Source organism: Ilumatobacter sp., from assembly GCF_046290335.1.
Classification (GTDB): Bacteria; Actinomycetota; Acidimicrobiia; order Acidimicrobiales; family Ilumatobacteraceae; genus Ilumatobacter_A.
Map to the genome: position 1 here is coordinate 209358 of NZ_JBKAGH010000004.1, position 26191 is coordinate 235548.

The window sequence follows — 26191 nt, forward strand, 5'->3', positions numbered from 1 at the left end:
CCGTTTGACGAACCGTTCAGTGGTCAGCCGACACGGTACGGTCTCGATCGTGTCGGAGCACGAGGCGAAGGCGACAGACCTGGAGAACATCGAGCGCTGGTTCGTGGGGCGCGGCGTCCCCCACTTCGTCGAGCGCAAGAGCGACGGATCGATGCTCGACGCGTGGACTCGGGCGTTGCCGCTCCTGGTCGCGGCGTATCTCCTCCTCGGCTTCAACGCACTCGACCTGACGAACTGGTCGGTCGCACAGAACCTCGGAGCGACGGTCATCGTGATCCTTGCGCTGGTGTCGGCATGGGCGATTTCCAACCGTCTCCGAGGCGTGCCGACGTTCGCTCGACCGACCGACATCGATGCGCCCGAACTCGCTCTGTTCGTGATCGGGCCGACGCTGCCGGTGCTGCTGGTCGGACAGTTGCGCGACGCTGCCGAGAACGTCGTGACGGCGCTCGTGCTGCTCGCGCTGATCTACGCGTGGTCCGCCTACGGCGTCGGGCCGCTGCTGCGCTGGGCGGCCAAGCGCGGCAGTCACCAGTTCGCTGCGCTCGGTTCGCTCGTCGCACGAGCCCTGCCGCTGCTGCTGCTGTTCAACACGTTCTTGTTCATCAACGCCGAAGTCTGGGAGGTCGCCGGGACGCTCGACGGGTGGCCGTACGTGATCGTGATCGTGACGTTCTTCCTGCTCGGGGCGACCTTCGCCGTGAGCCGCGTCCCCGGGGTGATCCGCCAGGTGAACACCTTCGAGTCGTGGGACGAGGTCCGCCGGTCGCTCGCTGGGACGCCCGCCGAGAGGCTCGGCATCGGCGATGCCGGTCGTGCGTCGAGCACACCGACACTCGACCCGCTACGAACTCGCCAACGACTGAACATCGGCCTCGTCGTCCTGTTCGGGCAAGCGCTGCAGATCACGCTCGTCACCGTCGCCCTCACCGTCTTCTTCATCGGCTTCGGGTTCTTCGGCATCACCGAGGCGACCACGATCGCCTGGACCCGCGTCGAGATGCTCGATACGTGGCTGCCGACCAGCCTCGGCGATCGTGAACTCGTGCTCACCGAACCGCTGCTTCGCGTCGCGGTGTTCCTCGGCGCCTTTTCGGGCATGTACTTCACGGTCGTGCTCACCACCGACGAGACGTACCGCAGCGAGTTCTCCGACGACCTCGCCCCCGAGATTCGTGAGGCGCTGGCGGTACGCACGGCCTACCGTATTGCTCGACGAACACACCCGCTCTCGACGAACAACGAGGTTCCACGAGCATGACCACGCCACCAGTCCCCGACGATCAGGCACGACCCGCCGCCGACACGGCCGTTCGCGCGCCGGAGGAAGACGCCGGTCCGGAGTTGGAGGCCGACATCCACCTCGACCCCGGCGTCGAGATCCGCACCTTGCATCGCGCCGAGGAAATGGTCGGACTCGTCGAGGTGTTCAGCCAGGTGTGGGGATCGCTCACCGAGCTCGTGTCGATCGAGATGCTCATGGCCGTCGCGCACTCCAACGGCTATGTCAGTGCCGCATACGAATCCCGCAGCGGCAGCGAGCGCATCCTCGGTGCGTCGGTTGCGATCCTCGCTCGCCACCTCGACCAGCCCGCGTTGCACAGCCACATCACCGGTCTTCTGCCGGGCGCCCGCCAGACCGGGCTCGGACGCGCGATGAAGCTCCACCAGCGAAGCTGGGCCGCCGAGCAGGGCATCGACTGGATCACCTGGACCTACGATCCGCTGGTGCGCCGCAACGCGTGGTTCAACATCGCGGTGCTCGGCGCCGAGGTCCACGAGTACCTCCCGTCGTTCTACGGCAGGATGAACGACGCCATCAACCAGGGTGACGAGTCCGATCGTCTGCTCGTGGCGTGGAGCGTCGACACCGATCCCGAAGCGGCCCTGCGCGACGGCACCGACATCATCGGGACGGATCGTCCGCACACGCTGGTGCCCACCCCCGCCGACATCGTCACGATGCGGCGCACCGATCCGGCCGACGTGGCCCGATGGCGCCAGGAGAGTCGAGCGGCGCTCACGGGTGCACTCGACCGAGGTGAACGCGTCGTCGGGTTCACCCGCGACGGCAACTACGTCCTGGTGCCGGCGTCATGACCCTCGAACCCGGCTCGCTGCGCCGCGTCGAACTCCGACGGATCGACCTGCCGCTCGTCTCGCCGTTCCGCACCAGCTTCGGTGTCGAGGCCGACCGAGACATCCTGCTCGTGCGCGTCGAATGGCAGTCCGCCAGCGGTGCGGTGACCGAAGGCTGGGGCGAGTGCGTCGCGCTCGCCGAGCCGACCTACTCCGCCGAGTACGTCGACGGCGCCCAACACGTCATGACGTCACATCTGCTGCCCCGCCTCACCAGCGCCGCGTCACTCTCGGCAACCGACGTCGGCACGCTGCTCGCTCCGATCCACGGCCATCCGATGGCCAAGGGCGCGCTCGAGATGGCAATCCTCGACGCGCAGCTTCGCGCTGCGGGCATCTCGTTCGGCGAGCACATCGGCGCCAGCGCGACGACGATCCCGAGCGGCGTCAGCGTGGGGATTCACGACGACGTCGACAGCTTGCTCGCAACGGTGCAGGGCTACGTCGACGATGGCTACGTCCGGATCAAACTGAAGATCGAGCCCGGCGCCGACGTCGAGCACGTCGCCGCCGTTCGCGACATGATCGGACCCGACATGCCGCTCCAGGTCGACGCCAACACGGCGTACACGCGCACGGATGGGGCCCACCTCGCCCGGCTCGACGACTACGACCTGTTGCTGATCGAGCAACCGCTGCCCGAAGACGACATCATCGGACACGCTCGCCTCGCCGCCGAGGTCGTGACGCCGATCTGTCTCGACGAGTCGCTCGTCTCGGCGTCGGGCACCGTCGATGCGATCGAGTTGGGTGCCTGCGAGATCGCCAACATCAAACCCGGCCGAGTCGGCGGCTATCTCGAAGCGGTCCGCATCCACGACGTGTGCCGGTCCCGCGACATTCCGGTGTGGTGCGGCGGGATGGTCGAGACCGGCATCGGTCGAGCCGCGAACGCCATGCTCGCAGCGCTTCCCGGCTTCGTGCTGCCCGGTGACATCAGCGCATCGACACGCTTCTACGCCCGCGATGTGGTCACCGATCCGATCGTGATCGTCGACGGTCACGTGACCGTGCCGACGTCACCGGGATTCGGCTTCGAGATCGATCAGTCGTTCCTCGACGAGGTCACGGCCTCGACCACCCTCGTCCACGGCTGAGCCGCAGGCGAGCCTAGAAGCCGCAGCCGTCGAAGTTGTTCGGGATGTCGACGAGGCCCGCCGCAGCCGCGTTGTCGCGGACTTCGGCGAACTCGGGGAACTGGTCGAAGAAGGCGAGCTTGTCATCCATCGCCTCGTCGAGGGTCACGCCGAAGACGTAGGCCGAATAGGTCTCGGCGAAGTCCTCTTCCGGGTGTGTCGCACCGTACGAACCGGTGAACGCCGGATCGAGCGAGCAGCGTTCGCCGGCGACCTCGTCATCGTTCGGCGAGCCGTCGTCGGGCAGCTCGGCGAGCATCTCTGCGGTCCAGAACTGGTCGATCCACTGGTCGACGTAGGAACCTTCGACGAAGCAGCCGCTGCCGTTGAAGTACGTGGCGCACTCGCCATCGTCGCCGACGATCAACTGCTCGTCGGGCACCTGGGAGAACACGTGCGCCAGTTCATGCTGCATCGTCAAGCGCAACTCGTCGGGATCGGCGTCGCCGGCCACCACGTCGACGGCCATGAGGAAGAAGCTGCCCTGCTCGTCGAGCGCCGACACGAAGGCCAGCGTGTCGCAGGTGGCGCACGCTTCGAACCCAGCGAGAAGGCTCACGTCGGACACGAGCGACGTCGGGGTGATCGACGTCATCGACTCCCAGGCGTCGAGCAAACGCGGGTCGTTCTCCACGCCACCGTCGACGAAGCACGGCGGTTGGATCTGCCCACCGACGACGAAGTGCATCGCGGTGACCTCGCCGAGGTCCTCCACGTCGGCCGGGTCGCAGAACCCGCCCTCCTGCAACTCGGCGAGGATCTGTTCGGTCTCGTCAGCGAACTCGTCGTCCGCGAACTCATCATCCGCGAACTCGTCGTCCGCGAACTCATCATCCGCGAACTCGACGTCGGTGTCGCTCAGTTCCTCGGTGTCGGCACCGCAGGCCGACAACGCGAGCGCACCGGCGATGCCGAGGGCGAGCAGCGAGCGCAGCCCGGTCATGCCGTGATGTCCTTGATCTCCGCTGCGATCTTCTCGGTGAAGTCGTTCGATGGGATCGAGGTCTGCATCGCCATCAGCTTCATCATGTCGCCTTGGATCTTGACCTTGCCGTTCATGAACGCCTGCATGGCGATCGCCGGGTCCTGGTCGACGAAGAGCGCCTTGGCCGTGTCGTAGTCGGTCGTGATGGTGACGTCGGGTTCGTCGAGCGACCCGAGTTCCATCACGACGGATCCTGACGAGGTGTCGAGGAAGCTCTGCACTTCCCCGTCACCGAACGGGACGTCTTGGATCACCTGGTTGATGCGCAGCACCGTCTCGATGGGCGGCACCTCGCTCGAGTACTGCTCACGGATCGCCCGCGCTGCGGTCATCCACTCTTCGGACAGAAACGGGTGCGCCATAATTTCGCTGAGGGTAGTGCCCCCGAGCGGTCAGCCCACGTTGTCGACGTCGATCCCTGCCATCGGGGCCAACGCTCGGGCGAGGTCGTCGACGGTCCAGCGTTCGGACTGCTCGACGGTCTCCTTCATCTCCCACGACTCGACCCGCTTGACCACGCCGCCCTGGACGAAGAAGGTTTCGCCGGTGAACGGGCAGTCCGCGGTGCTCAGGTACGCGACGAGCGGCGAGATGTTGGCCGGATCCCACACGTCGAATCCATTCGACTGCTGGGTCATGATGTCTTCGAGGCCGGGCGTCGCCAGGGTCAACCGAGTGCGCGCACCCGGCGCGATGCAGTTGCTGACGACGTCGTAGCGGTCGAGTTCTTTCGCAGCGATCTGACTCAGCGTCGCGATACCCGACTTGGCGGCGCCGTAGTTCGCCTGCCCGGGGTTCGAGAACAATCCGGACGTGCTCGACGTGTGGACGAGGTTGCGACGCTTGACACGTCCCGCCTTGTGCTCGCTGCGCCAATACACGGCGGCGTGATGCGTGGGGGCGAAATGTCCCTTCATGTGGACCTTGACGACGTCGTCCCATTCGGCTTCGGTCATGTTCACGATGGTGCGGTCCCGCAGGATGCCGGCGTTGTTGACGAGGATGTCGAGGTCGCCGTAGGCGTCGATCGCCATCTGGACCAGCGCCTCGGCACCGCCCCAATCGGCGATGTCGTCGGCGTTGGCGATCGCTTCGCCGCCCTTCGCACGGATCTCGGCCACCACCGACTCAGCGGGCGTCTCGTCGGACCCCGACCCGTCGTTGGCACCCCCGAGGTCGTTCACGATCACCCGCGCACCGAGTTCGGCGAAATAGAGCGCGTGCTCGCGCCCGATCCCGCGACCCGCGCCGGTGATGATTGCGACCCTGCCTTCCAGTGACGTCATCTCGCCACCGTACCGACTCGCACCTCGGCGAACGAAAGCGTCGTGTCGAGTGGCAGCGCCGCCGCGGTTCACAGGACGGTTCAGAGGAAGACGACGTCGACCGCTTGACCGCGGCGGAACTGTGTGCCCGGCTCGACGGGTTCGCCGCCCACCGTCAACTGGACGAACGTTCCGTCGCTCGTCCCCAACAGCGTGCCGATCTGGAAACCGGTCTCGATCAGGAGCGCTTCCGCCTCGCGGTAGCTGAGCCCATCGAGCTGAGGCAGTTCGATGATGTCGGGCCCCTTGGAGATCTGCACGGTCACCGAGGCGTCGCGCTCGATCGTCTCGCCTGCAGCGGGCGTCTGACTCACGACGCTGCCCACCGGGACGTCCTCGCTGAACGCTTCTTCGCCGACGGTGATCCCGAGTTGGTCGGCGGCGAGCGTGTTCGTCGCCTCGTCGAGCGTCGCTCCCGCGAGGTCGGGGACCACCCGAGGCTCCGGCCCGGCCGACAGCGTGAGCAGGATCGTCTCGCCGGGAAGGATCTGTGCGCCCTCGCGCAGCGTCGCGTCGCCCACGACCTGCCAGGACTCGACGACGCCAGCGGCGAGTTCCTCGGAAAAGACGCGGTCCGGTACCTCACCGACACTCAGCAACAACGACTCGAGTTCGGCCCGCGCTGCTTCGACGGTCATACCGGTGACGTCGGGCAGCGTGCGGAACTCGAAGCCGTCCGACAGCACGAGCGTGATCGTCTCCCCTTCGTCGAGTTCGACGCCAGCAGGGGGATCGGTTCGGATCACCGTGTCGGGTTCGGGGAACTCGTCGCTGCGTTCACGCTCGACCAGGATCGTCCAGTCATTGCCTTCGATCTGGTTGCGAGCCGGGCCTTCCTGCACGCCCGCGAGTTCGGGGATCTCGAACGACTTCGTCTGCAACAGCAGCGACCCGGCGTACCCGAGGGCACCCAGGCCAGCGAGCAACAACAGCACGAGGGCCACGATCGGGCCGCGTCGACGCCGCGGACGGTCGTCGTAGATCTCGCCGGTGCCGTCTCGCGGCTCCACGAAGTCGGGATCCTCGAACACGGCGGCCGCCGGCGCGACCGGCATCTGCATCGTCCCGTGCGGTCCGGCTGCGGCGAGAGGAGCGTCGGCAGGTTCAGGATCCACCACCGGCTCGGGTACGGGCTCCACCACCGGCTCGGGTGCGGGATCCACCACCGGCTCGGGTGCGGGCTCGACCACCGGCTCGGGGACGACGACCGGTTCGGACGCGGGTTCCGGCTCGGGGACTGCCGGCTCGGGACGCTCGACCGGGCCCGTGGGGTCACCGGGTTGGCGCATCGAGGTCGTGTCGAACAAGCCGGTCGCGAGAATCGGGATCGGGTCGGGCTTGGGGAGCTTGCCGGCGGCTTGCACGAGCGCCCGGCCGAACTCGGCCGCGGTGAAACGATCGGGGGACTCGGGTCGGGCGGCGCGTTCGAGCACCGCGGCGAGCGAGCCCAAGTCGGCCGACACCGGGAGCAGCTTGTCGATGCGAGCCGCCAAGGTCGACTGGGTCGATTCACCGGCGAACGGCACGCTGCCGGTGACCGCTTCGACGAGCGCCAGCGACAGCGCGTACACGTCGGTCTTCGCGTCGACGGGGAGCCCGAGTGCCTGTTCGGGCGATGCGTAGCGCGCGACATGGGTCGGCACCGACGCCATGTCGCCCCACGCCGCCTCGCCGAGCAGACGGGCCATACCGAAGTCGACCACCCGCAGGCGCCGGTCGGCACCGAAGACCATCTTCGACGGGGTCAACTCGGTGTGGAACAGCCCCTTCTGATGCGCGGCGTCGAGCGCCCGACACGCTTCGAGGCCGACGACGAGCGCCTGGCCCGGCGCAAGCAGCCGACCCCGATCGAGCAGGTCGCGCAAGCTGCCGCCGCCGAGCGCTTCGACCGTCCAATACACGGTCGGCTCGCCCTCGTAGTCGACGTCACCGAAGTCGAGCACCGAGGCGATGTTCGGGTGCGTCAGCGCGTTCGACAACTCCGCGATCCGCACGAACTTGCGTCGGAACTCATCGTCGGCGGCGTGCTCGGCGCGCACCACTTTCACCGTCACCTGACGCTCGGTCTGGAGGTCGACGGCGTCGAGCACGACGGTGTTCGCGCCCTCGCTGACCACCCGAGCGACCCGGTATCTACCCGCCAGCACGTCGTCGTTGTCATCCATGTTCGCCACCAGATCGGAAACGCTACCGCCTGCGCGATCGGCGTCACCGCCAGGCAGACTTGAGAGCGTGAGCGACCTGATGGAGGATGTCCAGCCCGCTGTGCGTCGTCGGTTCGACCGTGGTCTGCTGATCGCGTGCCTGGTGATCGCCGGAGGCCTCGCCCTGATCATCTGGGGCATGACCTCGGCCTTGACCGGGAGCGACGGCGTCGAACGACCCGACGCGATCGAGGATCTCGTTCCGGTGGAGAACGCCGTGCAAGTGGTGCAGCAGAGCAGCGTCATCGTCGATCTGCAGTTCGGTTACGAGGCCGTGTTGATCATCGACGGCATCGAACTCGAGACCAGCCGTATCGGTGAGTCGACCCAAGACCTCGAACCCGGGCAGCAGCAGACGACCGACCCGCGCACCGCCGTGTTCGACCCGGGCAACGCCCGGATCAGCTTCCAGCCGACCGAGGGCGCACCGATCGAGTCGTTCTCACAAGGACTGCACACCGCGCAGGTGATCTATTGGCGGATCGAAGACGGCCGAGAGAACGGCGCCCGCAGCTACCGCTGGACGTTCAACGTCGTGTGAGCCGACCGCGAGCCGCTCCTATCGGTCGGCGCTCGCTGCGGCCTGAGCGGCACGACGCCGCTCGCCGACGGCGAACAACTCGGCGCGATTCTCGTCGGTCACCGGCATGAACGCGTCGCGCCAGTCGTTCGAACCCCACTGCACACGAGCCTGCACGGTGGTGCGCGGCAGCACCGCCGACTCGACCACGTCGAGCGCCGTCGACACGATCGACCGCTGCATCTCGGTGTCACCCGGCTTCCCGCATGGATTGCCGAGCGGGAAATCGACGAACAGGAATCGAGCGACACCGCATTCCTCGACGATGTCACGGGCGCTCCCGATCACCACGGTGACGATCCCCTGCGCTTCGAGATGACGTGCGACCAGACTCACGGTCTGGTGACACACCGGTCAAAGCGGTACGAGCAACGCGACGTCGACGCCGTCCTCCGCACACCACGCGGCGATCGCCTCGGCATCGAGCCCGGTCTTGCGCTGACTGTATTCGGTCGGCACGCCGAAGAATCGATGGTTGAGCGAGCCGATGCGGCCGGCGGCGGCGAGCGCATGCAGGCTGCGCAACGGTAGGAACGTCTCGGTGTCGTCGGTGTGGGTCGCACCCTTGTCCCACGACAGGTCGTCGGTGAACATGCGCTCCGGCACCTCGGCGACCGGGTGGTGATACACCTGCTTTCCGGTCGCCGGCGCCCCGAATTGCGAGTCGTGATGGTGCAGGAACGAGGTGGTCACCACGGCGACCGTCGACTCGGCGAGCGGCTTGGCGAGCGGCGTGAGCGGTACGTCGTCGAACGCCGCCCACCGATACGGCTGGTCGTAGCCGTGTGCGGCGTAGTACTCGCGCGATTTGTCGATGTAGCTGACGAAGCTGCGATGGGAGATCTGGCGATCGGCTCGTTCTGCCATGCGCCGAAACTAGCGCCGCACGATTCGACGCCCGTTACTCCGGCGTCGTCGGCAACTCGCCCGTCTCGAGCAGCGTGAGGAACCCGGCCTCGTCGATGATCGGCACCCCGAGCGACTCGGCCTTGGTCAGCTTGCTCGCACCGGCCGACTCGCCGACGACGAGCGCCAACGTCTTCTTGCTCACGCTGCCCGGGCTCTTGCCGCCCCGCGACGTGATCGCCTCCTCGGCCGCCTCGCGGTTGAACCCGGCCAGCGTCCCGGTGACGACGACCGTCTTTCCCTCGAGCGTCTGCGGGATCGCTGCACGCGCCTCGGCGGCCAGCCGCGCCGCATCGGGGTCGCCGAAGTTCACTCCGGCCGCCCGGAACTTCTCGATGTACTCCCGGTTGGCGTCGAGCCCGAACCAGGTGACGACCGTGTTCGCGATGACGTCGCCGACCCCGTCGACTGCGGCGAGTTCCTCGACCGACTTCGACATGATCGCATCGACGGTGTGGAACTCGGCGACGAGCGCCGCCGAGGCGGCCGGGCCCAAATGCCGCACGCCGAGCGCCGTGAGGAACTTCGGCAGCGGTCGCTGCTTCGACTTCTCGATCTCGGCCACCAGGTTCTGCGCGCTCGTCTGGCCCACGCGTTCGAGCTCGACGAGCTGTTCGACCGTCAGCGAGTAGAGATCGCCAGGATCCTTGATGAGCCCTGCCGACGCGAGTTTCTCGACCATCTGCTCGCCGAGCCCTTCGATGTCCATCGCACCACGCGACGCGAAGTACGCGATCTTCTGGTTGCGCTGCGCCGGGCAGTCGGGAGCGACGCAGCGAGTGTCGGCTTCACCTTCCGGACGTACCAGCGGCGTGTCGCACACCGGGCAGTCGGTCGGGAACACCCACGGCGTCGAGTTCGGGTCGCGGTCGGCGAGCACCGGGCCCACGACTTCGGGGATGACGTCGCCGGCCTTGCGGACGATCACGGTGTCGCCGGGGCGCACGTCCTTGAACGCGACCTGGTCCTGGTTGTGCAGGGTCGCCATCCCGACCGTCGATCCGCCGACGAACACGGGGTCGAGGACCGCGAACGGCGTGGCCCGACCGGTCCGGCCGACCGACACGAGGATGTCGAGCAGCTTGGTCGTGCGCTCCTCGGGAGGGAACTTGTAGGCGATCGCCCATCTCGGCGCCCGCGATGTGAAGCCGAGGATCTCCCGCTGGCGGATGTCGTCGACCTTGATGACCACGCCGTCGATCTCGTAGTCGAGGTCGTGACGATGCTCCTGCCAGTGCAGGCAGTGGTCGGCCACGGCATCGATCGTCGACACCGACGTCACGTGTGAGTCGACGGGGAACCCCAGCGATTGCGCGTACTCGAGTTCGGCGAGGTGGCTCGTCAAGGTCGGGCCGCCGATCAACTGGCCGAGCTGATAGCTCCAGAACGACAGCTCGCGCTCCGCCGTCTTCGCCGGGTCTTTCTGACGCAGGCTGCCTGCCGCCGAGTTGCGGGGATTGACGAAGGGCTTCTCCCCCGCCGCTGCGGCCCGCTCGTTGAGTCGATCGAACGCCGACCGAGTCATGTAGACCTCGCCGCGCATCTCCATCACCTCGGGGGCCGGCATCTCATCGCTTCCGACGCGTTTGGGCACGTCGGCGATCGTTCGCACGTTGGCCGTGACGTCTTCGCCCGTGCGCCCGTCACCGCGTGTCGCCGCGCGTACGAAGCGACCTTGCTCGTAGCGCAGGCTCATGGCCAACCCGTCGAACTTGAGCTCGCACACGAAGGTCGGCACGGTCCCGTCGAGCCCCTTCACGACCAGGTCGGCCCAGGCCCGCAACTCGTCGCGGTCCATCGCGTTGTCGAGGCTCATCATCGGCACGTCGTGCTCGACGGGGTCGAACGTCGCGCTGATCGACCAACCGACCTGCTGCGTCGGCGAGTCCGGCGTGATCAGGTCGGGATACTGCTCCTCGAGCGACCGAAGCTCGGCGATCAGTTCGTCGTAGTCGGCGTCGCTGATCTCGGGATCGTCGAGGGTGTGATAGCGCTCGAGATGGTGCCGCACCAGCGCTCGGAGTTCGACGAGGCGTTCCTCTACATCGGCCATCCGGGCACAGGGTAGAGCGCCGGCCGCTTCAACGGACGCCCGGCGGAATGGTCGGCGGAATGGTCGGCGGAATGGTCAACGACCGCCTCACGTCGGCCGCCAGTCGCGCCAGGCGACGCGCCACCGAGACCTGATGTCCAGCGAGACCGCACACCGGGCTGATCAAGCTCTGCCGGCGAAGCGCCACCGGGTCGACACCACGCTCGGCGAGGTCGACCCACAGGTCGTCGAGCGATCTCGTCAAGCGCGTCGCTGTGGTCATCACCGGCCCCCCGGTCGGAACCGCACCCCACGCGATGATGCCACCGTCGCGGAGAAACCTCGCGAGATAGCCGGAGTAGTTCAGCAGGTCGTCGGAAACGGGCACGGAGATCACCGACGGCCCCGATGCGAGCATCGTGGCGACGTCACAGGGGCCACAACAGTGGATACCGACCGTCGCCCGCGACGAGAGCGCCGCCATGGCCGTCGAGATCAGATCGACCGCCTCGCCAGGTGGCACGGGAAACCCGTCCGACATGAGTTCGACCAGCCACGGCTCGTCGAGCAGCACGAGTTGCGGACTCGACGGCAGCACCGACGTGACGAGATCGGAGATGTTGACCAGATGCTGGCGCACCGCTTCGGCGGCGATCGTGAACGCCGACACCGACCGCAATCCGGCACGCTGCAACGCGACGCCGAGCGTCACCGGACCGACGAACTGCCACTTGATCGCCTGGCCGTCGAGTCGGACCTTGCGGGCGAGATCGAGGAACGCCCGCAGACCGACGAACGCATCGCCGTCGAGGTCGGTGACGATCGGGACGTCGTCGGCGAGGTGGGTCGGATCGACCGCCAGGCTGCCGTACTGCCCGAGCGACACACCGGGCAGGCCGACGATCGCCTGTGCGACCATGGTCTCCGCGGGAGATCGCTTCGGCAGCGTCGGGATCGTGGCGATGTCGAACTCACCGATCGCGAATGCCGCAGCGGCGTCCGCGTCGCGATGCGGCAGACTCCCGATGCCGACGACGCGACCATCGGAGAATGGCCGACTGGACATCTCCATCGTGTCACGTTGCCCGGTTCACCACCTCTGCCACAAATTGCACGGCATCGGGCGATACTGAGGGAGATGACGACATCGACCATCACTCGTGTGTTGCCATGGATCGCACGACTCGCCTGGCTCGCTGTGGTCGCCGGTGGCGCGGCCCTCGAAGCTGCCGTCGACGGGCGCTCCGATCCGGTTCGTTGGCTCGTCGGCATCGGCGGGTGGACGGTGTGGGGCACCGTGTTGGTCGCGCTCCTCATCCCGTCGACGCTGTCACTGACCTGGGCTCGCGTGGTTGCACCGCTCTCACTCGTCGCTGTCGTCGCGTCGATCGTTGGCGGCGCTGACGCCGTCGACGTCGCTCTGCTCGCGATGCCATCGCTCGTCGCCGTCGGTGCCCTGTTCACCCCCGAGGTCGGCCGCTGGATGGTGCAGGCGTCGGCCTACGGCGACGAGGATCGTCTGCCGCTGCGGACCCCCGTTCCGGCGGGCACCGCTGCGGTCGTCACGTGGTTGGTGTGGTCATCGTCGCTGTTGATCGGCCCGCTGGCGCTCGCGGCCGGCAACCTGCTCGCAGGTCTCCCGCTCACCATCGTGGCCGTCGCCGCGTCGGTGTACGTCGGCCCCCGCTGGTTCCGGATGGCACAGCGTTGGCTGGTGCTCGTGCCAGCCGGCCTCGTCGTCCACGACCCGGTCGTCCTCGCCGACACGGTGATGGTCAGATCCCACCAGCTCATCGGCATCGGCCTCGCCCGCGTCGACACCGAAGCGGCCGATCTCACCGGCCCGGCGAGTGGCTACGCCGTCGAGGTGATGACCAACGAGACAGTCACCACGGTCTTTGCCTTCACGCCCAAGGAGCCCAACGGTCGAGCCATTCACATGACGAGCTTCCTGGTCGCTCCCAGTCGGCCTGGCGCAGCTTTGCGTCGAGCCGCCGAACGCGGCCTCCCGGTCACCTGAGCTGCCGGCGCCGTCGGCGGGTCAGCAGCAGATGCCGCCGCCGAGCACGCAGCGATCGTCGAGGTCGTAGAACACGACGCTCTGACCCGGCGCGATCCGGCGCTGCGGTTCGGTCCAGATCACATCGACCGAGTCGGGCGCCGATCCGGGTGCGATGTCGGCGATGCGGGTCTCGCCATGCGCGCTGCACTGCACTCGAACCCGACCCGACACGGGCTGATGGATCCACGTGGTTGCGGCGACCTCGATGCCCGGCCGGAGCAGGTCGGCATCGTCGCCGACAGTGACCCGTTGGTTCGCGACGTCGACATCGACGACGTAGCGCTTCGGGCCGCCACCGGGCAACCCGAGCCCTTTGCGCTGGCCGACCGTGACCATCTCGACCGACTCGACGTGGCCGACGGTGGTGCCGCCGGTGTCGACGACCGTGCCCGAGCGGAACGGGATTCGCTCGCCGAGGAACGCTGTGCGACCTCCGGTGGAGGTGATGAAGCAGACGTCCTGGCTGTCGGGCTTGTCCGCGGTTCGCAGATCGATCTCGGCCGCCAGCGCGCGAACCTCCGACTTGTCGAGGCCGCCGACGGGGAACATCGTGGTGGCGAGTCGCGCTTGGTCGAGCATGTGGACGACGTAGCTCTGGTCCTTGTTCATGTCGTGCCCGCGTTCGAGCGTGAACACGCCGTCGGCGGTCTGGCCGACGTTGGCATGATGTCCGGTCGCGATCGCGTCGAAGCCGAGCAGATCGGCGCGCTCGGCGAGCCGGGCGAACTTGACCGAGCGGTTGCACTCGATGCACGGGTTGGGCGTGATGCCCTGCGCGTGCGCCTGCACGTACGGCTCGACGACGTGCTCGTCGAAGTCGTCGCCGAAGTTGAACACGAGATGATCGATGTCGAGTTGTTGCGCGACGCGTCGAGCGTCGTCGACATCCGACACCGAGCAGCACCCGGTGTCGCTGTCGCCACCCCAGAGCTTCATCGTGACGCCGACGACCTCGTGGCCGGCCCGCTTGAGGAGGAGCGCGGCAACGGACGAATCGACGCCGCCGCTCATCGCGCACATCACCTTCATGGCCGGTTCCTCACACGACCAGGCTAGGGGTGCTCACCGGCGCAGTCGGCGCACCGCCGCCGAGATCACGTCGAGACCGCGGTCGACGTCGGCGTCGGTGGTCGTGTGCCCGAGGCTGAGGCGCAGCGATCCGAGCGCCACGTCGCGGCTGACACCCATCGCCGCGAGCACGTGCGACGGCTCCATCGCACCGCTCGCGCACGCCGACGCAGCAGATGCACACACGTCGGCTTCGTCGAGCACGAACAGCAGTGCCTCCGACTCGATCCCGGCGATGCAGACGTGGGCGGAGCCGGCCACCTTGTCGGCGCGGGGCACCGTCTCGATCACGCCGTCGAGTTCGGCCAGCAGCCCGTCGACGAGACGGTTGCGCAACGCTTCGACGCGCGGCTGCTCGTCGGCTCGCTCGGCGTCGGTCAACACGAGCGCCTCCGCGGCGGCGACGATGCCCGCCACGTTGTGGGTGCCGCTGCGACGCTCACGCTCCTGTCCGCCCCCGACGATCAGCGGGTCGACCTTGGGGCCGCCCCGCTCGACGAGGATGCCCACGCCTTTCGGTCCACCGAACTTGTGGGCGCTGAGCGCGAGCAGGTCGACGTGCGGAGTCACGTCGCGCAGGTCGAGCCAACTCGCGGCCTGGACCGCGTCGGTGTGCAGCAGTGCGTCGGGCGCATGGCGACGCACGACGCGTGCGACCTCGGCGATGTCGGTGACCGTGCCCACCTCGTTGTTGACCGCCATCACGCTGACGATCGACACGTGTCCGGAATCCGCGGCGACGGCGTCGAGTGCAGACGCGAGTCCGTCGAGGTCCACGCGACCCGATCCGTCGACGCCGACGATCACCCCGCCGCTGCGTTCGACGACTTCGAGCACTGCGTGGTGCTCGACCGCCGGACACATCGCCACACCGCCCGACCGAGCGAGGGCACCGGTGATCGCCATGTTGTCGCTCTCGGTACCACAGCCGGTGAACACCACTTCGTTGGGGCGGCAGCCGAGCACCTCGGCCACCCGGTCACGCGCTTCGTCGATCGCCTTGCGAGCCTGACGGGCGAAGCGGTGCGACCCCGACGGATTGGCGTACACCTGGTCGTAGAAGGGCAGCATCGCGGCAACGGCTTCGGGCCGCATCGGCGTCGAGGCGGCGTGATCGAGGTACGTGACGCTCATGAGGTCAACGTTACGCCGAGACCCATCCCTGCGACGCGTGCCGGCCTGGGCCGTTGCGACGCTGGTAGCGCGCCATCGCACAGATCAAGAAGTGTTCCGGCGCGACGGCGGTGTGATTCGGATGACGGACGGTGGCAGCGAGTCGCGCTGCGAGATCGACGCCGAGCGCGTGGCGAATCGTCGGCGAGAGGCTCGCTCCACGGGTGAGGAACGACCGGATCACGGTGTACTGGTCGACGGTGATGGCCGTCGGGTCGATCGTCTCGGCGAACGCCTCGAGCCCCGCAGGCGCGCTGAACCACAGCGCAGGGCTCGGAGCGAACTTGGCCGGATCGCGAATCACGATCGTGCCGGCGATCAGGTCGCCGACGCGCTGGTTCTTCGGTGTGATCGTGACGAAGACGGCGCCGGTGATGCCACCGGGAGGGAGGAAGCGGTCGACGATGCCTCCCATCGCACGCAGGGTCGCCTCGCGGAAGCGGATCGGGGCGCCGTCGAGCGTGACGACGCGCAATCCGAGTGCCGATTTGCCCGGCGTGCGACCACGCCGGAGCGTCTCGAACAGGATCGGGTAGCCGAAGATCACCGAGAACGATGCGAACGCGATCACCGTCGTCGTGGTCGATTCGCCGCCACCGATCGTCGACCCGGCGGCGACGGACCCCACCGTGATCGACACGATCAAGATGAGCAACATGAGGAGCGTGTCGAGCACGCCGGCGAGGATCCGCGACGCGAACCCGGCCGTCTCGATGTCGAGCACGACGGCGTCGGGGGTGATGATCCCGGTGTGCTCGGCGGCGGTGCTCATCAGCCCACTACCGTAGGCGGCGGATGGACATCGATGCGTTCGTCGCGACGCACCAGGATTCCTGGGCCCGCCTCGGGGAACTGACCGAACGCGCTCGGCGCATCAAGCGGGTGTCGCCGAACGAACTCGACGAGTTGGTCGGGCTGTACCAGCGCACCGGCAGCCACCTGGCGCACGCACGGATCACCTACGGCCGCGACCAGGCCATCGTCGGTCGGCTCACATCACTCGTGGCCGATGCACACGGCGTGCTGCACGGGCGCCGCGAAACCGATCCCGTACGCGCCGTGCTCCGGTTCGTCACGACCACGTTTCCGGCGGCGACCTGGCAGATCCGCTGGTTCATCGCGGTGTCAGCGTTCTTCATGCTGGCTCCCTGGCTCGTGTTCCAGGTGTGGATCGGCGTCTCGCCCACGGCTTTCGAACTCACCGCCGAGCCAGCGGTGACCGAGGCGTACATCCAGAACGACTTCGAGGCGTACTACTCGAGTCAGCCAGCGCAGAACTTCGCCAGCCAGGTCTTCTTGAACAACGTACGCGTCGCCGTGCTGGCCTTCGCTGCCGGGATCCTGCTGTGTGTGTTCACCGTGTTCATCCTGATCTACAACGGAGCGAACGTCGGCGTCGCCGGCGGCCTGTTCACCCACGTCGGCGAATGGGAGCGGTTCTGGGGCCTCATCCTTCCGCACGGACTCCTCGAGATCTCGGCGGTGATCGTGGCGGGCGCCGCGGGACTCCGCCTCGGCTGGTCGGTCATCGCGCCGGGCGATCTGTCGCGCTGGGACGCCGTCACCGCGCAGGGCCGAGCGGTCGGCAACGTCGTGATCGGGTTGGTGATCGCGTTCTTGGTCGCGGGGCTGATCGAGGGTTTCGTCACCGGGCGACCGTGGCCCACCGAGCTGCGCGTCGGCATCGGCGTGCTCGCGTTCGTCGCCTTCTGGGGATGGACGATCGTGCACGGCCGTGCCGCAGCCGCCCAGATCGACCGGGAACTCGCCGACCCGTAACGGTTTGTGTCAGGAGGTCGCGCGGATAGGTGACCATCCACCGGTCGGTGGGTTGGCTCGGTTTTCATACCGAGTGCGACCCAACTAACCGACCGGGGAGGTCACCCACATGATGCGCGCGCTCGATTCTGAAGTCCACGATGCGGTGTTCGAAACGATCCGAGGCTTGCTCCCGGACCGGCCCGAACATCCGTTGGGTTGTCATCGGCCCCGTATCGACGACCTGGTTTGTTTGCGGGGTCTGTTGATTCGTCTCGTGACGGGCGCATCGTGGGAGACCGTCGAGTTCTTGATGGGCTACACCGTGTCCGACACCACCCTGCGGTCCCGTCGCGACGAGTGGATCGACGCCGGGGTGTTCGATCAACTGCTCGAGCAAGCACTGGCCGCGTACGACCGAATCATCGGTCTGGACCCGACCCATGTCACCATCGACGGCAGCGAACACTTTGCCCCGTGCGGGGGTGAAGGAACCGCTGCAGGCCCGAAAACCCACGGTCGTCTGGGCTGGAAGTGGTGCGCCGGCGTCGACGCCGACGGCATCCCGATCGGCTGGGTCATCGACGGCGCAAACCGCCAGGACTACCGACTGTTGCAACCCACCCTCAACGCGATCACCGCACATCCCGTCACCGCACGGATCGGCACCCTGCACCTCGACCGAGGATTCGGCTACAAATCACTCCCCGACAGACTCGCCGACTACACGATCGGCGACGTGAACGTGATCCCACGAAACCAGCCAGGTCAGGGCCGCATCCAACTCGTCGGATTCGGGCGCCGCTGGGTCGCTGAACGCACCCACTCCTGGTTCACCAACTACGGCCAAATCCAACGCAACACCGACCGCCGAGCAACACACCGCCACGCCGCCCTCTGCCTCGCAACCGTGTTCCTCATCACCGCACGACTCATCGACCACCGCAACACCAACTACCGCCCTATCCGCTGACGCTCCAGACACAAACCGTTACGCCTCCGACGGTCAGAGTCTCCCGCTCGCCTTCAGCTCGAGGTAGCGGTCGACGACGTCGGTCGCGAGTTCGCCAGGTCGAGCGTCGACGACGATCACGCCGGCCGCCGTGAGCCGAGCAGCGGCTCGTTCACGGGCGGTGAGCGACGCGATTGCCGCTGCCGAACGATAGGCGTCCTCCACACGGGCCGCGTCCGCCGCGCCACGTCCCACGGGACTGGCCCAGGCTGCGACATCGGGATCGCGAACGGCAGCCACCATGACCAGATGGGTCTTGGTGAGCGCCCGCAATGCAGGGAGGAGCGAATCCGCGATCACGCTCTCGACGAGATCGGTGTAGACGACGAACAGCGAACGCCGACGAAAGCGCGAGGCGGCCGTCGTGAACGCCGCGCCGTACGCGCTCTCCGCGAACGACGGCTCGAGGAGGTACATGGCCTCCGCGATGCGTCCGAACTGCGACCGCCGATTCGACGCCGGGACGATGCTGCGCACCTGCTGGTCGAAGCTGACCAGCCCGACGTTGTCGCCGAGGCCGGCGGCGACCTGGGCGAGCCCGAGCGCAGCATCCATCGCGTGTTCGACGCGGGGCGCCCCGGCGACGGTACCCGCCATCAGACGTCCGTTGTCGAGCAGGGCGACCACGTGCTGATTTCGTTCGGCGCGGTACTCGCGCACGATCGGTTGCTGCTGGCGAGCGGTCGCGGCCCAGTCGACACGGCGGATGTCGTCGCCGGGCCGGTACTCACGAAGTTGGTCGAAGTCGGTGCCGGTACCGCGGGTTCGCACGCTGCGCAGGCCGGTCTCGAGCGGTATCCGCATCCGACGCGACATCGCCTCGCGGGACGGATAGGCAGGCAGGACAGCAAGTGTTCCGGCGATGACCCAGGACTGTTGGCGTTGGACGAGACGCAACGGACCGGTCGTTCTGACGGTGACGGCACCGAACGGGAATCGTCCGCGACGCTTCGGCCGGATGCGCGCACCGAACCGGTGCTGGCGGCGCGCTCCGAGCACGAAGCTCGACGAGCGCCTCGTGGCCTGCAAACTCGGCCAGATGGCGTCGGCCACCGACACGCGCGCCGCCGACGACGACGTGTTGGTGACGAGCCAGGTCAGCATCGCCTCGTCGCCGACGGTCAGGGTCGCCGGGAACTCCCGCTCCACCTCCACGGCACTCGGCCGAACCGCTCGGAAGAAGTCGACCCCTGCGACGACCAGCACCGCAGCGACACCGAGCCCGGCGAACACCCAGCGGTCTGACCGCACCAGCGCGAGCGGCACGGCGACGAGCGCGACGACGACCGCCAAGGCGCCGGTCGGGATCGGAACGCTGCGCTGCATGTTGAGCGGTGACGGTCGGGCCGAGTCAGCGCGGCGTCGGGACGGTGGCGAGCAAGCCGTCGAGGATGAGGTCGGAGGTCGTGCCCTCGAGTTCGAGTTCGGGCCGCACGAGGACTCGATGACGCAGCGTGGGCTTGGCCACGGCCTTGACTTCGTCGGGCGTGACGAACCCGCGACCGGAGAGCCAGGCCCACGCTTTCGATGCGTGGAGAAGCCAGGTCATGCCACGCGGTGACACGCCGAGTTGCAGACTCGGCGACTCACGCGTCGCCCGGCAGAGATGAACGATGTAGCGCAAGATCGCCGGATCGACGGTGATCGCGTCGACCTCGGCTCGCGCTCGACGCAGATCGTCGGCCGAGGCAACGGCGCGAACGAGGTCGGCGGTCGCGTGCGGGTTCATGCCGCCGTGGTGCCGCACGAGCATGTCGTGTTCCTGCTCCTCGCTCGGGTACCCGACCACCAGTTTGAAGAGGAACCGGTCGAGCTGCGCTTCGGGCAGCGGAAAGGTCCCCTCGTACTCGATCGGGTTCTGCGTGGCGATCACCAGAAACGGGTCGGGCAGCGGATGCGTGGTCCCTTCGATCGACACCTGACGCTCCTCCATCGCCTCCAGCAACGCAGCCTGCGTCTTGGGCGGCGTGCGGTTGATCTCGTCGGCGAGCAGCAGGTTGGTGAACACCGGTCCCTGGCGGAACCGGAAGGTCGGCGCCTGCCCCGGGACGTGATCGAGGACCGAGAGCCCGACCACGTCGGACGGCATGAGGTCGGGTGTGAACTGCACTCGGGAGAACCGCATGTCGAACGCAGCGGCGAGGGTCTTGGCCATCAGCGTCTTGGCGACGCCGGGCACGCCTTCGAGCAGTACGTGCCCGTTGACGAGGAGCGCCGAGAGGACACCACTGACCACGCCCTGCTGGCCGACGATCACCTTGCCGACCTCGTCTCGCACGCTCATGATCGCCTGGCGAGCCGATGACTCGTTGGGGCTCGACGGCTGACCGGGGGTGGGGGGCTGGAACGGCTGGTTCATGTGGGAGTTCTTTCTCGGCGGTGACGGATCTCGGTGGCGTGACGGGTGACGGCGAGCAGCCCAGCGTCGTCGGTGACGACCGTGGTGAGCAGTCGCTCGATCTCACCCGGTCGGGTTCCGGAGAGTTCGACGACCGCGCGGTCGAGGTCGGCGAGCGGCGCGGACGGCGAGATGCCGTGGCGTTCGCACAGATCGCGATGCAAGCGGCCGAGGATCAGTGAGGCCGCGTGCCCGGCGTGCCCCGCTCTCGCCATCAGGTTGCCGGTGGCCGACACCAGTTCGCTGCCCGGCCGCGGTGAGACCACCGGCTCGGCGACGATCTTGCCGACGCGGGCTCCTCGCGACACGGCGAACACGACCACGGCGAGTGCACCGAGCGCAAGCGACATCCACACCCACGTCGGGATCAGATCGAACAACCGCTCCTCGCCAGAGCCGATGTCGGCAACGGTGGGCGCGGCGCCGTTGCCGACCAGGAACGTGACCGTTCGATTCGCTTCGGCGTCAGAGCTCGGCGCGAGCAGCGCGACCGCGAGCGCAGCATTGTCGGCGCGTCGGAGATGGCGGTTGACGAAGGGCTCGTTGTCACCGAGGCCTACGACGGACCCCGAACCGATGGTGCGCTCGATGACGAAGGCGTGACCCTCGGTCGCGAGGCACGCCGGCTCGTTCGGTCCGACGGGAAAAAGCACACCGTCGGGTGCGTAGACGCCGCGCACCGGCGCGAGCGCATCGAGCGAGCATCGACCCGGCTCGACATTGCGTTCCTGTTCCACCGAGCGGCGTGCATCGGGCAGATCGAACCCGATCACCTGAACCGCCCCACCGTCGACGCCGGATCCACCGTGCAACGAACTGTCGGGATCGGCGACGACGAGGCGGCCGCCGGATTCGGCGAACTCGACCACGGCGGTGCGCTGATCGTCGTCGAGACGATCGTCGAGCACGAACACGATCGTGTCGGCACCGCGCGATGGAGCGACGCGCGTCTCGATCACCGTCGCGCCGAATTGCTGCAGGGTGACGACGAGTCCGCGGGCGCCGTCGGGCTGCCCCGATCGCGGATCGAAGGGTTCGGGGGCGGGGCGCGCTCGAACCAGCAGCAGCACGACCAAGGCCATCAAGAGCACGACGAGCAGCGCACCGATCGACTTGAGACCGGTGGCCGGGTCGTCGGAGCGAGCCGCGACGCGCTTCACGCTGCCACCGCCCCGAGCACGGCCGCCGAGGACGCGACGAAGCGGCGATCGTGGTCCTCGGTGACCGGCGCGTCGTCGAACCATGCCTGGTCGAACAGGTCGGCCGCGACGTCGAAATCGATCGCCACCACCGGCGACAGCGCGGCGATCTGGGCTCGTTCCTCACCCGACGTTCGACCGGGGATCTCGTCGACGTGGCCGCGACGAGCGAGATCGCCGACGAGCGCTCGATACTCGCAGCGGATCGAGTCGCGGTAGCGCCCCGCCGATCGATGTTCCCCGGCGAGACGTCGCCAGCGGGCGGGCGGCGTCTCGTGGTCGATGATCCGCTCGCCGACCGCCCGATCCCGCTCGCCCAGGTCATCGTCGAGATCGTCGTCGTCATCGTCGTCGTCCGATTCCCGATCGGCGAGCCACGCCTTCACCAGCCATGCCAGCGCCGCGACGATCGCCAGCACCAACATGACGACCAGGATCGTGCCGAGCAGTCCGATTCCGGCACCGCCGGCCGGCGGGTTGATGACGATCGGGTCGACCGGCTCGGTGATCTCGCGGACGTCGCACAACTCGGGGCTGGCGGTCGCATCGCAGGCGACCTCGCGCGCCTCGTCCGGGTCGACGCTCACGCTCGTAACCCGAACGCAGCATCGGTGTCGATCACGAGATCGAGCGCTTCGGCATCGAGGCGGACCTCGAGGTACAGCTGCGCAGTCGCCAAGGCGATCAACGGCATCACGAGCAGGACCCCGAACTGGACCAGCACGCCCTGGACCAGCCAGGCGAAGTCGCCGAAGCCGATGAAGCCGGTCACTTCGAGCAAGGGGGCGAGCGTTGCCAGCCCGAAGAGGAAGGCGCCGCCCAGGACCGTCGACAGCAGCACGAACCCGAGACACGAACCGAACCGCATCCGAGCGAGCCGGAACGCCCGGACGGCTGCGCCAACCGGTCCGAGTCGTTCACCGACCATCGCGGGCACGGCGAGCAACGTGAACGCCGAAGCGAACCAGGCAGCGAGGAGGTAGAGCGTGACGTACCCACCGAGGTCGTCGTTGTCGCCGGTCAACATCAGCCACGAGAGCAGGGGCGCCCACCAGTGGGTGAGGACCCAGAGCGCCAGCACGGCAGGCGCCCGACGCAACGTGGCGAGGAGCGCCTGGCGAAGCGGAACGGGATTCACGAACCGTTCGCCGAGCAGGATCTGCGCGGCGAAAAAGCCGAGCACTGCGGTCACTGCGCTCACGAACACGACGCCGAGCCATGCCGCCACGTCTTCGACGCCCGCGCCGATGGTGTCGGTCGACATCGTCGGCAGCAACGAGTCGTCGGGGTCGAAGCGCTCGAACGACACGACGGTCGCCCACAGGTTGATCGCCACCGTCGGCACGAGGATGATCGCCGCGCCGAGCATCACGTCGCGCAGGCGTCGCTGCAGGATCGCGCCGCCACCATCCAGTGCCGCCAACGTCGGCCGGTTGCTGCGCCGAAGCCGGATCGCGCTCATCGGCACCATTCCATCGCCACCATCATGGATCATCCGTATCGTTGCCGCGATGCGCGGCTACGACTCGACTTCGTACGGGACCGGATTCGCCGACGTCTACGACGACTGGTACGCCGACGTCACCGACGTCGAGGCCACGGTGGCACGTCTCGTCGAGGTGGCCGGCCCAGGTGGCCGAGTACTCGAACTCGGCGTCGGCACCGGTCGGCTGGCGACCCCGATGGCCGCTGCCGGTTTACGAGTGATCGGCATCGATTCCAGCCAGGCAATGCTCGACCGCGCCGACCCCAGCCTCGACCTGCGTTGCGGAGACATGGTGACCGAACTGCCCGACGGCCCGTTCGACGCCGTCCTCGTGGCATACAACACGTTGTTCAATCTGCTCGCCGACGGCGAGCAGCAGGCCTGCTTCGACGCCGTCGCGCGACGCCTCGCGCCGGGCGGCGCGTTCGTGGTCGAAGCGGTCGTGCCCGACGACGACGCGCCGGCTGGTAGCGACGTCACCGTCAAGTCGATGGCGGCCGACCGCGTCGTCCTGTCGATCTCCGACCACCGCCCGGACGAACGGCGAACCCACGGCCAGTTCGTCGAGTTCACCGAAACGGGCGGCGTTCGGCTGCGGCCGTGGGCGATCCGCTGGTCGACACCGGGCGAACTCGATGCGATGGCGGAAGCCGCCGGACTCGCACTCGTCGACCGGTTCGCCGACATGGCCGGGGCGGACTTCGGCCCGACCAGCGCGGCGCATGTGACGATCTACCGTCACCACCGCTGAATCTCCCCCCGCCGATCCAGGTACCGTTCAGACCGCATGTACCTGGAAGGCGTCCACTCACCCGACGATCTGCGGCAGTTGTCGTATGGCGAAGTCGCGATCTCGGCGAGATCCGACTTCATCGTCGCGGCCGTGTCAGAGGTCGGCGGACACCTCGGTTCGAACCTCGGCGCCGTCGAATTGACCCTGGCCCTGCACCGCGTGTTCGAGTCGCCGCGAGACACGATTCTCTGGGACACCGGCCACCAGGCGTACGTGCACAAGATCGTCACCGGACGCCAGTCCGCGTTCGAGACGCTACGTCAGGCGGGTGGCCTCTCGGGGTATCCGAGCCGTGAGGAGTCCGAGCACGATCTCGTCGAGAACAGCCACGCGTCGACGATTCTGTCGTACGCCGACGGCCTCGCCGTCGCCCGTGAACTCGGCACCAATGCTCGTCGCCACATCGTCGCAGTCATCGGCGACGGCGCGATGACGGGCGGCATGGCCTACGAAGCGCTCAACAACCTCGGCCATCATCGCCGCCGGGTCATCGTCGTGCTCAACGACAACGGCCGTTCGTACGCTCCGACGATCTCCAATCTGTCCGCGAACTCCCAAGGTCGTGACGATCACGAGGCACATCCCAGCTTCACCGACCGGGTGACCGACAAGCTGTCCCACGCGCTCACCGACATCCGCCAGAACCCGGTGTACGTGCGCCGGCAACGCCGCCTCGAGAACTTCCTCGAAGGCCTCCCGGTCGTTGGCAACCAGGCCGGTTCGGCGATGGAAGCGTTCAAGGCGGGTGTGCGCGAGTTTCTCCAGCCACCGTCGTTCTTCGAAGCCCTCGGCGCCCGCTACGTCGGACCGTTCGACGGTCACAACGTCGCCGAGATGGAAGAGGCGCTGCACAATGCGATCGAACTCTCCGCGGAGGGCCCCATCGTCGTACACATGCTGACGCAGAAGGGCCGCGGCTACTCCCCCGCCGAGGACGACGACGAGAAGAACCTGCATGACGCACCCGTGTTCGACCCGATCACCGGACCACCCAAAGCCGTCTCGAGCGGGTACACCCAGGCGTTCGCCGAGTCGATCATCAAAGAGGCCGAGGCCGACTCGCGCATCGTGGCGATCACGGCGGCGATGCCCGGACCGACCGGGCTGCTCCCGTTCCAGGCTCGGTTCCCCGACCGTTTCTACGACGTCGGCATCGCCGAGCAGCACGCGGTCACCAGCGCTGCCGGCATGGCGATGGGCGGCCTTCGACCGGTCGTCGCCGTGTACGCGACGTTCCTGAACCGAGCGTGGGATCAGGTCGTGTACGACGTGGCGATGCACCGACTGCCGGTGCTGTTCTGTCTCGACCGCTCGGGCGTGACGGGCCCTGACGGGGCGAGCCATCACGGCGTCTACGACATGGCGATGCTGTCGAAGGTGCCGGGGATGCGCGTGCTCGCACCATCGTCGGCGCAGGAGTTGGCGCAGATGATGCACGACGCGACCTCGCTCACCGACGAGGGCCCGGTCACGATCCGCTACGCCCGCGGCGCTGCTCGACAGGTGAGCGAGCACGAGGTCGGCAGCGGCCTCCTCGGCCGCAAGGTGCTCGATGCCGCCGACCACGCCACCTCGGTGTGTGTCGTATCGGTCGGCAAGATGCTCGAAACCGCCGAGAAGGCTGCGGCGAAGGTCGCCGAGTACGGTGTCGAGGTCACGGTGTGGGACGCTCGCTGCGCTGCTCCGCTCGATCCGGCGATGATCGCCGACGCGGCCACGCACGCCAAGGTCGTCACGATCGAAGACGGCATCCGCGACGGAGGCATCGGCATGGCGATCGCCGACCACATCGCGGCGATCGATCCCGCCGTCCCCGTCGAGGTCCTCGGTCTGCCGACCAAGTTCATGCCACACGATCCGAAACCGAGCAACATCCACGCTCGCTTCGGCCTCGACAGCGCATCGCTCGCCGCCCACCTCACCGTCTGACCTGGA

The 26191-nt window shown here is 67.7% G+C and carries 25 protein-coding genes; 9 read left to right on the forward strand and 16 right to left on the reverse strand.

Annotated elements, in window-relative coordinates; all coding sequences use genetic code 11:
• Positions 1–49: 49 nt before the first annotated feature.
• The 3 genes from ACE37B_RS17055 to menC are packed head-to-tail and all read left to right on the forward strand — an operon-like array spanning position 50 to position 3236.
• Positions 50–1261: a hypothetical protein gene (locus ACE37B_RS17055; protein ID WP_409924537.1), complete on the forward strand. Its 1212-nt coding sequence runs from the start codon at positions 50–52 to the stop codon at positions 1259–1261.
• A complete protein-coding gene (locus tag ACE37B_RS17060; protein WP_409924538.1) occupies positions 1258–2100 on the forward strand; it encodes a GNAT family N-acetyltransferase in 843 nt (280 codons plus the stop codon). The genes ACE37B_RS17055 and ACE37B_RS17060 overlap by 4 nt, the downstream gene beginning before the upstream one ends.
• On the forward strand, positions 2097–3236 hold the full coding sequence (gene menC / locus ACE37B_RS17065; protein ID WP_409924539.1) for an o-succinylbenzoate synthase: 1140 nt from the start codon (positions 2097–2099) through the stop codon (positions 3234–3236). Before ACE37B_RS17060 ends, menC begins: the two co-directional genes overlap by 4 nt.
• A gap of 13 nt (positions 3237–3249) precedes the next feature.
• On the opposite strand, the gene ACE37B_RS17070 is transcribed toward menC, so the two are convergent.
• From ACE37B_RS17070 to ACE37B_RS17085, 4 genes are all read right to left on the reverse strand, one after another.
• Positions 3250–4218 carry a hypothetical protein gene (locus ACE37B_RS17070; RefSeq protein WP_409924540.1) on the reverse strand — a complete coding sequence of 323 codons (969 nt, stop codon included), beginning with the start codon at positions 4216–4218 and terminating at the stop codon, positions 3250–3252.
• The gene (locus ACE37B_RS17075) at positions 4215–4622 is read right to left on the reverse strand and encodes an SCP2 sterol-binding domain-containing protein (RefSeq protein WP_409924541.1); all 408 of its coding nucleotides are present in this window, start codon (positions 4620–4622) and stop codon (positions 4215–4217) included. The genes ACE37B_RS17070 and ACE37B_RS17075 overlap by 4 nt, the downstream gene beginning before the upstream one ends.
• A gap of 30 nt (positions 4623–4652) precedes the next feature.
• Positions 4653–5546, reverse strand: a complete 894-nt coding sequence (locus tag ACE37B_RS17080; protein WP_409924542.1) for an SDR family oxidoreductase — start codon at positions 5544–5546, stop codon at positions 4653–4655.
• A gap of 80 nt (positions 5547–5626) precedes the next feature.
• Positions 5627–7750 carry a PASTA domain-containing protein gene (locus tag ACE37B_RS17085; RefSeq protein WP_409924543.1) on the reverse strand — a complete coding sequence of 708 codons (2124 nt, stop codon included), beginning with the start codon at positions 7748–7750 and terminating at the stop codon, positions 5627–5629.
• A gap of 67 nt (positions 7751–7817) precedes the next feature.
• On the opposite strand from ACE37B_RS17085, the gene ACE37B_RS17090 reads away from it, so the two are divergent.
• Positions 7818–8330, forward strand: coding sequence for a hypothetical protein (locus tag ACE37B_RS17090; RefSeq protein ID WP_409924544.1), 513 nt, complete (start codon positions 7818–7820; stop codon positions 8328–8330).
• A gap of 18 nt (positions 8331–8348) precedes the next feature.
• On the opposite strand, the gene ACE37B_RS17095 is transcribed toward ACE37B_RS17090, so the two are convergent.
• The 4 genes from ACE37B_RS17095 to ACE37B_RS17110 are packed head-to-tail and all read right to left on the reverse strand — an operon-like array spanning position 8349 to position 12379.
• A complete protein-coding gene (locus tag ACE37B_RS17095) occupies positions 8349–8705 on the reverse strand; it encodes a hypothetical protein (protein WP_409924545.1) in 357 nt (118 codons plus the stop codon).
• 18 nt (positions 8706–8723) lie between these two features.
• Entirely contained in the window at positions 8724–9236 is a 513-nt protein-coding gene (locus tag ACE37B_RS17100; RefSeq protein ID WP_409924546.1) for a hypothetical protein, read from the reverse strand.
• 34 nt (positions 9237–9270) lie between these two features.
• Positions 9271–11328, reverse strand: coding sequence for an NAD-dependent DNA ligase LigA (ligA, locus tag ACE37B_RS17105; RefSeq protein WP_409924547.1), 2058 nt, complete (start codon positions 11326–11328; stop codon positions 9271–9273).
• Between the two features lie 28 nt (positions 11329–11356).
• Positions 11357–12379 (reverse strand): hypothetical protein, encoded by a 1023-nt coding sequence (locus ACE37B_RS17110; RefSeq protein ID WP_409924548.1) that lies wholly within the window; start codon positions 12377–12379, stop codon positions 11357–11359.
• 66 nt (positions 12380–12445) lie between these two features.
• On the opposite strand from ACE37B_RS17110, the gene ACE37B_RS17115 reads away from it, so the two are divergent.
• On the forward strand, positions 12446–13327 hold the full coding sequence (locus tag ACE37B_RS17115) for a hypothetical protein (protein WP_409924549.1): 882 nt from the start codon (positions 12446–12448) through the stop codon (positions 13325–13327).
• Between the two features lie 21 nt (positions 13328–13348).
• Here ACE37B_RS17115 and mnmA read toward each other — a convergent pair whose 3' ends face one another.
• Genes mnmA through ACE37B_RS17130 form a run of 3 tightly spaced genes read right to left on the reverse strand, consistent with a single transcriptional unit; the run spans position 13349 to position 16382 of the window.
• Complete coding sequence (gene mnmA / locus ACE37B_RS17120; protein WP_409924550.1) at positions 13349–14398, reverse strand: tRNA 2-thiouridine(34) synthase MnmA; 1050 nt, start codon at positions 14396–14398, stop codon at positions 13349–13351.
• Positions 14399–14431: 33 nt separating this feature from the next.
• Complete coding sequence (locus tag ACE37B_RS17125; protein ID WP_409924551.1) at positions 14432–15571, reverse strand: cysteine desulfurase family protein; 1140 nt, start codon at positions 15569–15571, stop codon at positions 14432–14434.
• A gap of 10 nt (positions 15572–15581) precedes the next feature.
• Positions 15582–16382, reverse strand: coding sequence for an RDD family protein (locus ACE37B_RS17130; protein ID WP_409924552.1), 801 nt, complete (start codon positions 16380–16382; stop codon positions 15582–15584).
• A 23-nt stretch (positions 16383–16405) separates the two neighbouring features.
• Here ACE37B_RS17130 and ACE37B_RS17135 point away from each other — a divergent pair, with 23 nt between their 5' ends.
• A complete protein-coding gene (locus tag ACE37B_RS17135; protein WP_409924553.1) occupies positions 16406–17389 on the forward strand; it encodes a stage II sporulation protein M in 984 nt (327 codons plus the stop codon).
• A gap of 109 nt (positions 17390–17498) precedes the next feature.
• Complete coding sequence (locus ACE37B_RS17140) at positions 17499–18341, forward strand: IS5 family transposase (protein WP_409921328.1); 843 nt, start codon at positions 17499–17501, stop codon at positions 18339–18341.
• A gap of 33 nt (positions 18342–18374) precedes the next feature.
• Here the strand turns inward: ACE37B_RS17140 and ACE37B_RS17145 are convergent, their stop codons facing one another.
• Genes ACE37B_RS17145 through ACE37B_RS17165 form a run of 5 tightly spaced genes read right to left on the reverse strand, consistent with a single transcriptional unit; the run spans position 18375 to position 23439 of the window.
• Positions 18375–19706 carry a DUF58 domain-containing protein gene (locus tag ACE37B_RS17145; protein WP_409924554.1) on the reverse strand — a complete coding sequence of 444 codons (1332 nt, stop codon included), beginning with the start codon at positions 19704–19706 and terminating at the stop codon, positions 18375–18377.
• A 25-nt stretch (positions 19707–19731) separates the two neighbouring features.
• A complete protein-coding gene (locus ACE37B_RS17150) occupies positions 19732–20739 on the reverse strand; it encodes an AAA family ATPase (RefSeq protein WP_409924555.1) in 1008 nt (335 codons plus the stop codon).
• The gene (locus ACE37B_RS17155) at positions 20736–21938 is read right to left on the reverse strand and encodes a DUF4350 domain-containing protein (RefSeq protein ID WP_409924556.1); all 1203 of its coding nucleotides are present in this window, start codon (positions 21936–21938) and stop codon (positions 20736–20738) included. The genes ACE37B_RS17150 and ACE37B_RS17155 overlap by 4 nt, the downstream gene beginning before the upstream one ends.
• The gene (locus ACE37B_RS17160) at positions 21935–22564 is read right to left on the reverse strand and encodes a DUF4129 domain-containing protein (RefSeq protein ID WP_409924557.1); all 630 of its coding nucleotides are present in this window, start codon (positions 22562–22564) and stop codon (positions 21935–21937) included. Before ACE37B_RS17160 ends, ACE37B_RS17155 begins: the two co-directional genes overlap by 4 nt.
• Positions 22561–23439 (reverse strand): hypothetical protein, encoded by an 879-nt coding sequence (locus ACE37B_RS17165; RefSeq protein WP_409924558.1) that lies wholly within the window; start codon positions 23437–23439, stop codon positions 22561–22563. The genes ACE37B_RS17160 and ACE37B_RS17165 overlap by 4 nt, the downstream gene beginning before the upstream one ends.
• A 49-nt stretch (positions 23440–23488) precedes the next feature.
• On the opposite strand from ACE37B_RS17165, the gene ACE37B_RS17170 reads away from it, so the two are divergent.
• Positions 23489–24214 (forward strand): class I SAM-dependent DNA methyltransferase, encoded by a 726-nt coding sequence (locus ACE37B_RS17170; RefSeq protein ID WP_409924559.1) that lies wholly within the window; start codon positions 23489–23491, stop codon positions 24212–24214.
• A gap of 36 nt (positions 24215–24250) precedes the next feature.
• A complete protein-coding gene (locus ACE37B_RS17175; RefSeq protein ID WP_409924560.1) occupies positions 24251–26185 on the forward strand; it encodes a 1-deoxy-D-xylulose-5-phosphate synthase in 1935 nt (644 codons plus the stop codon).
• Positions 26186–26191 lie beyond the last annotated feature (6 nt).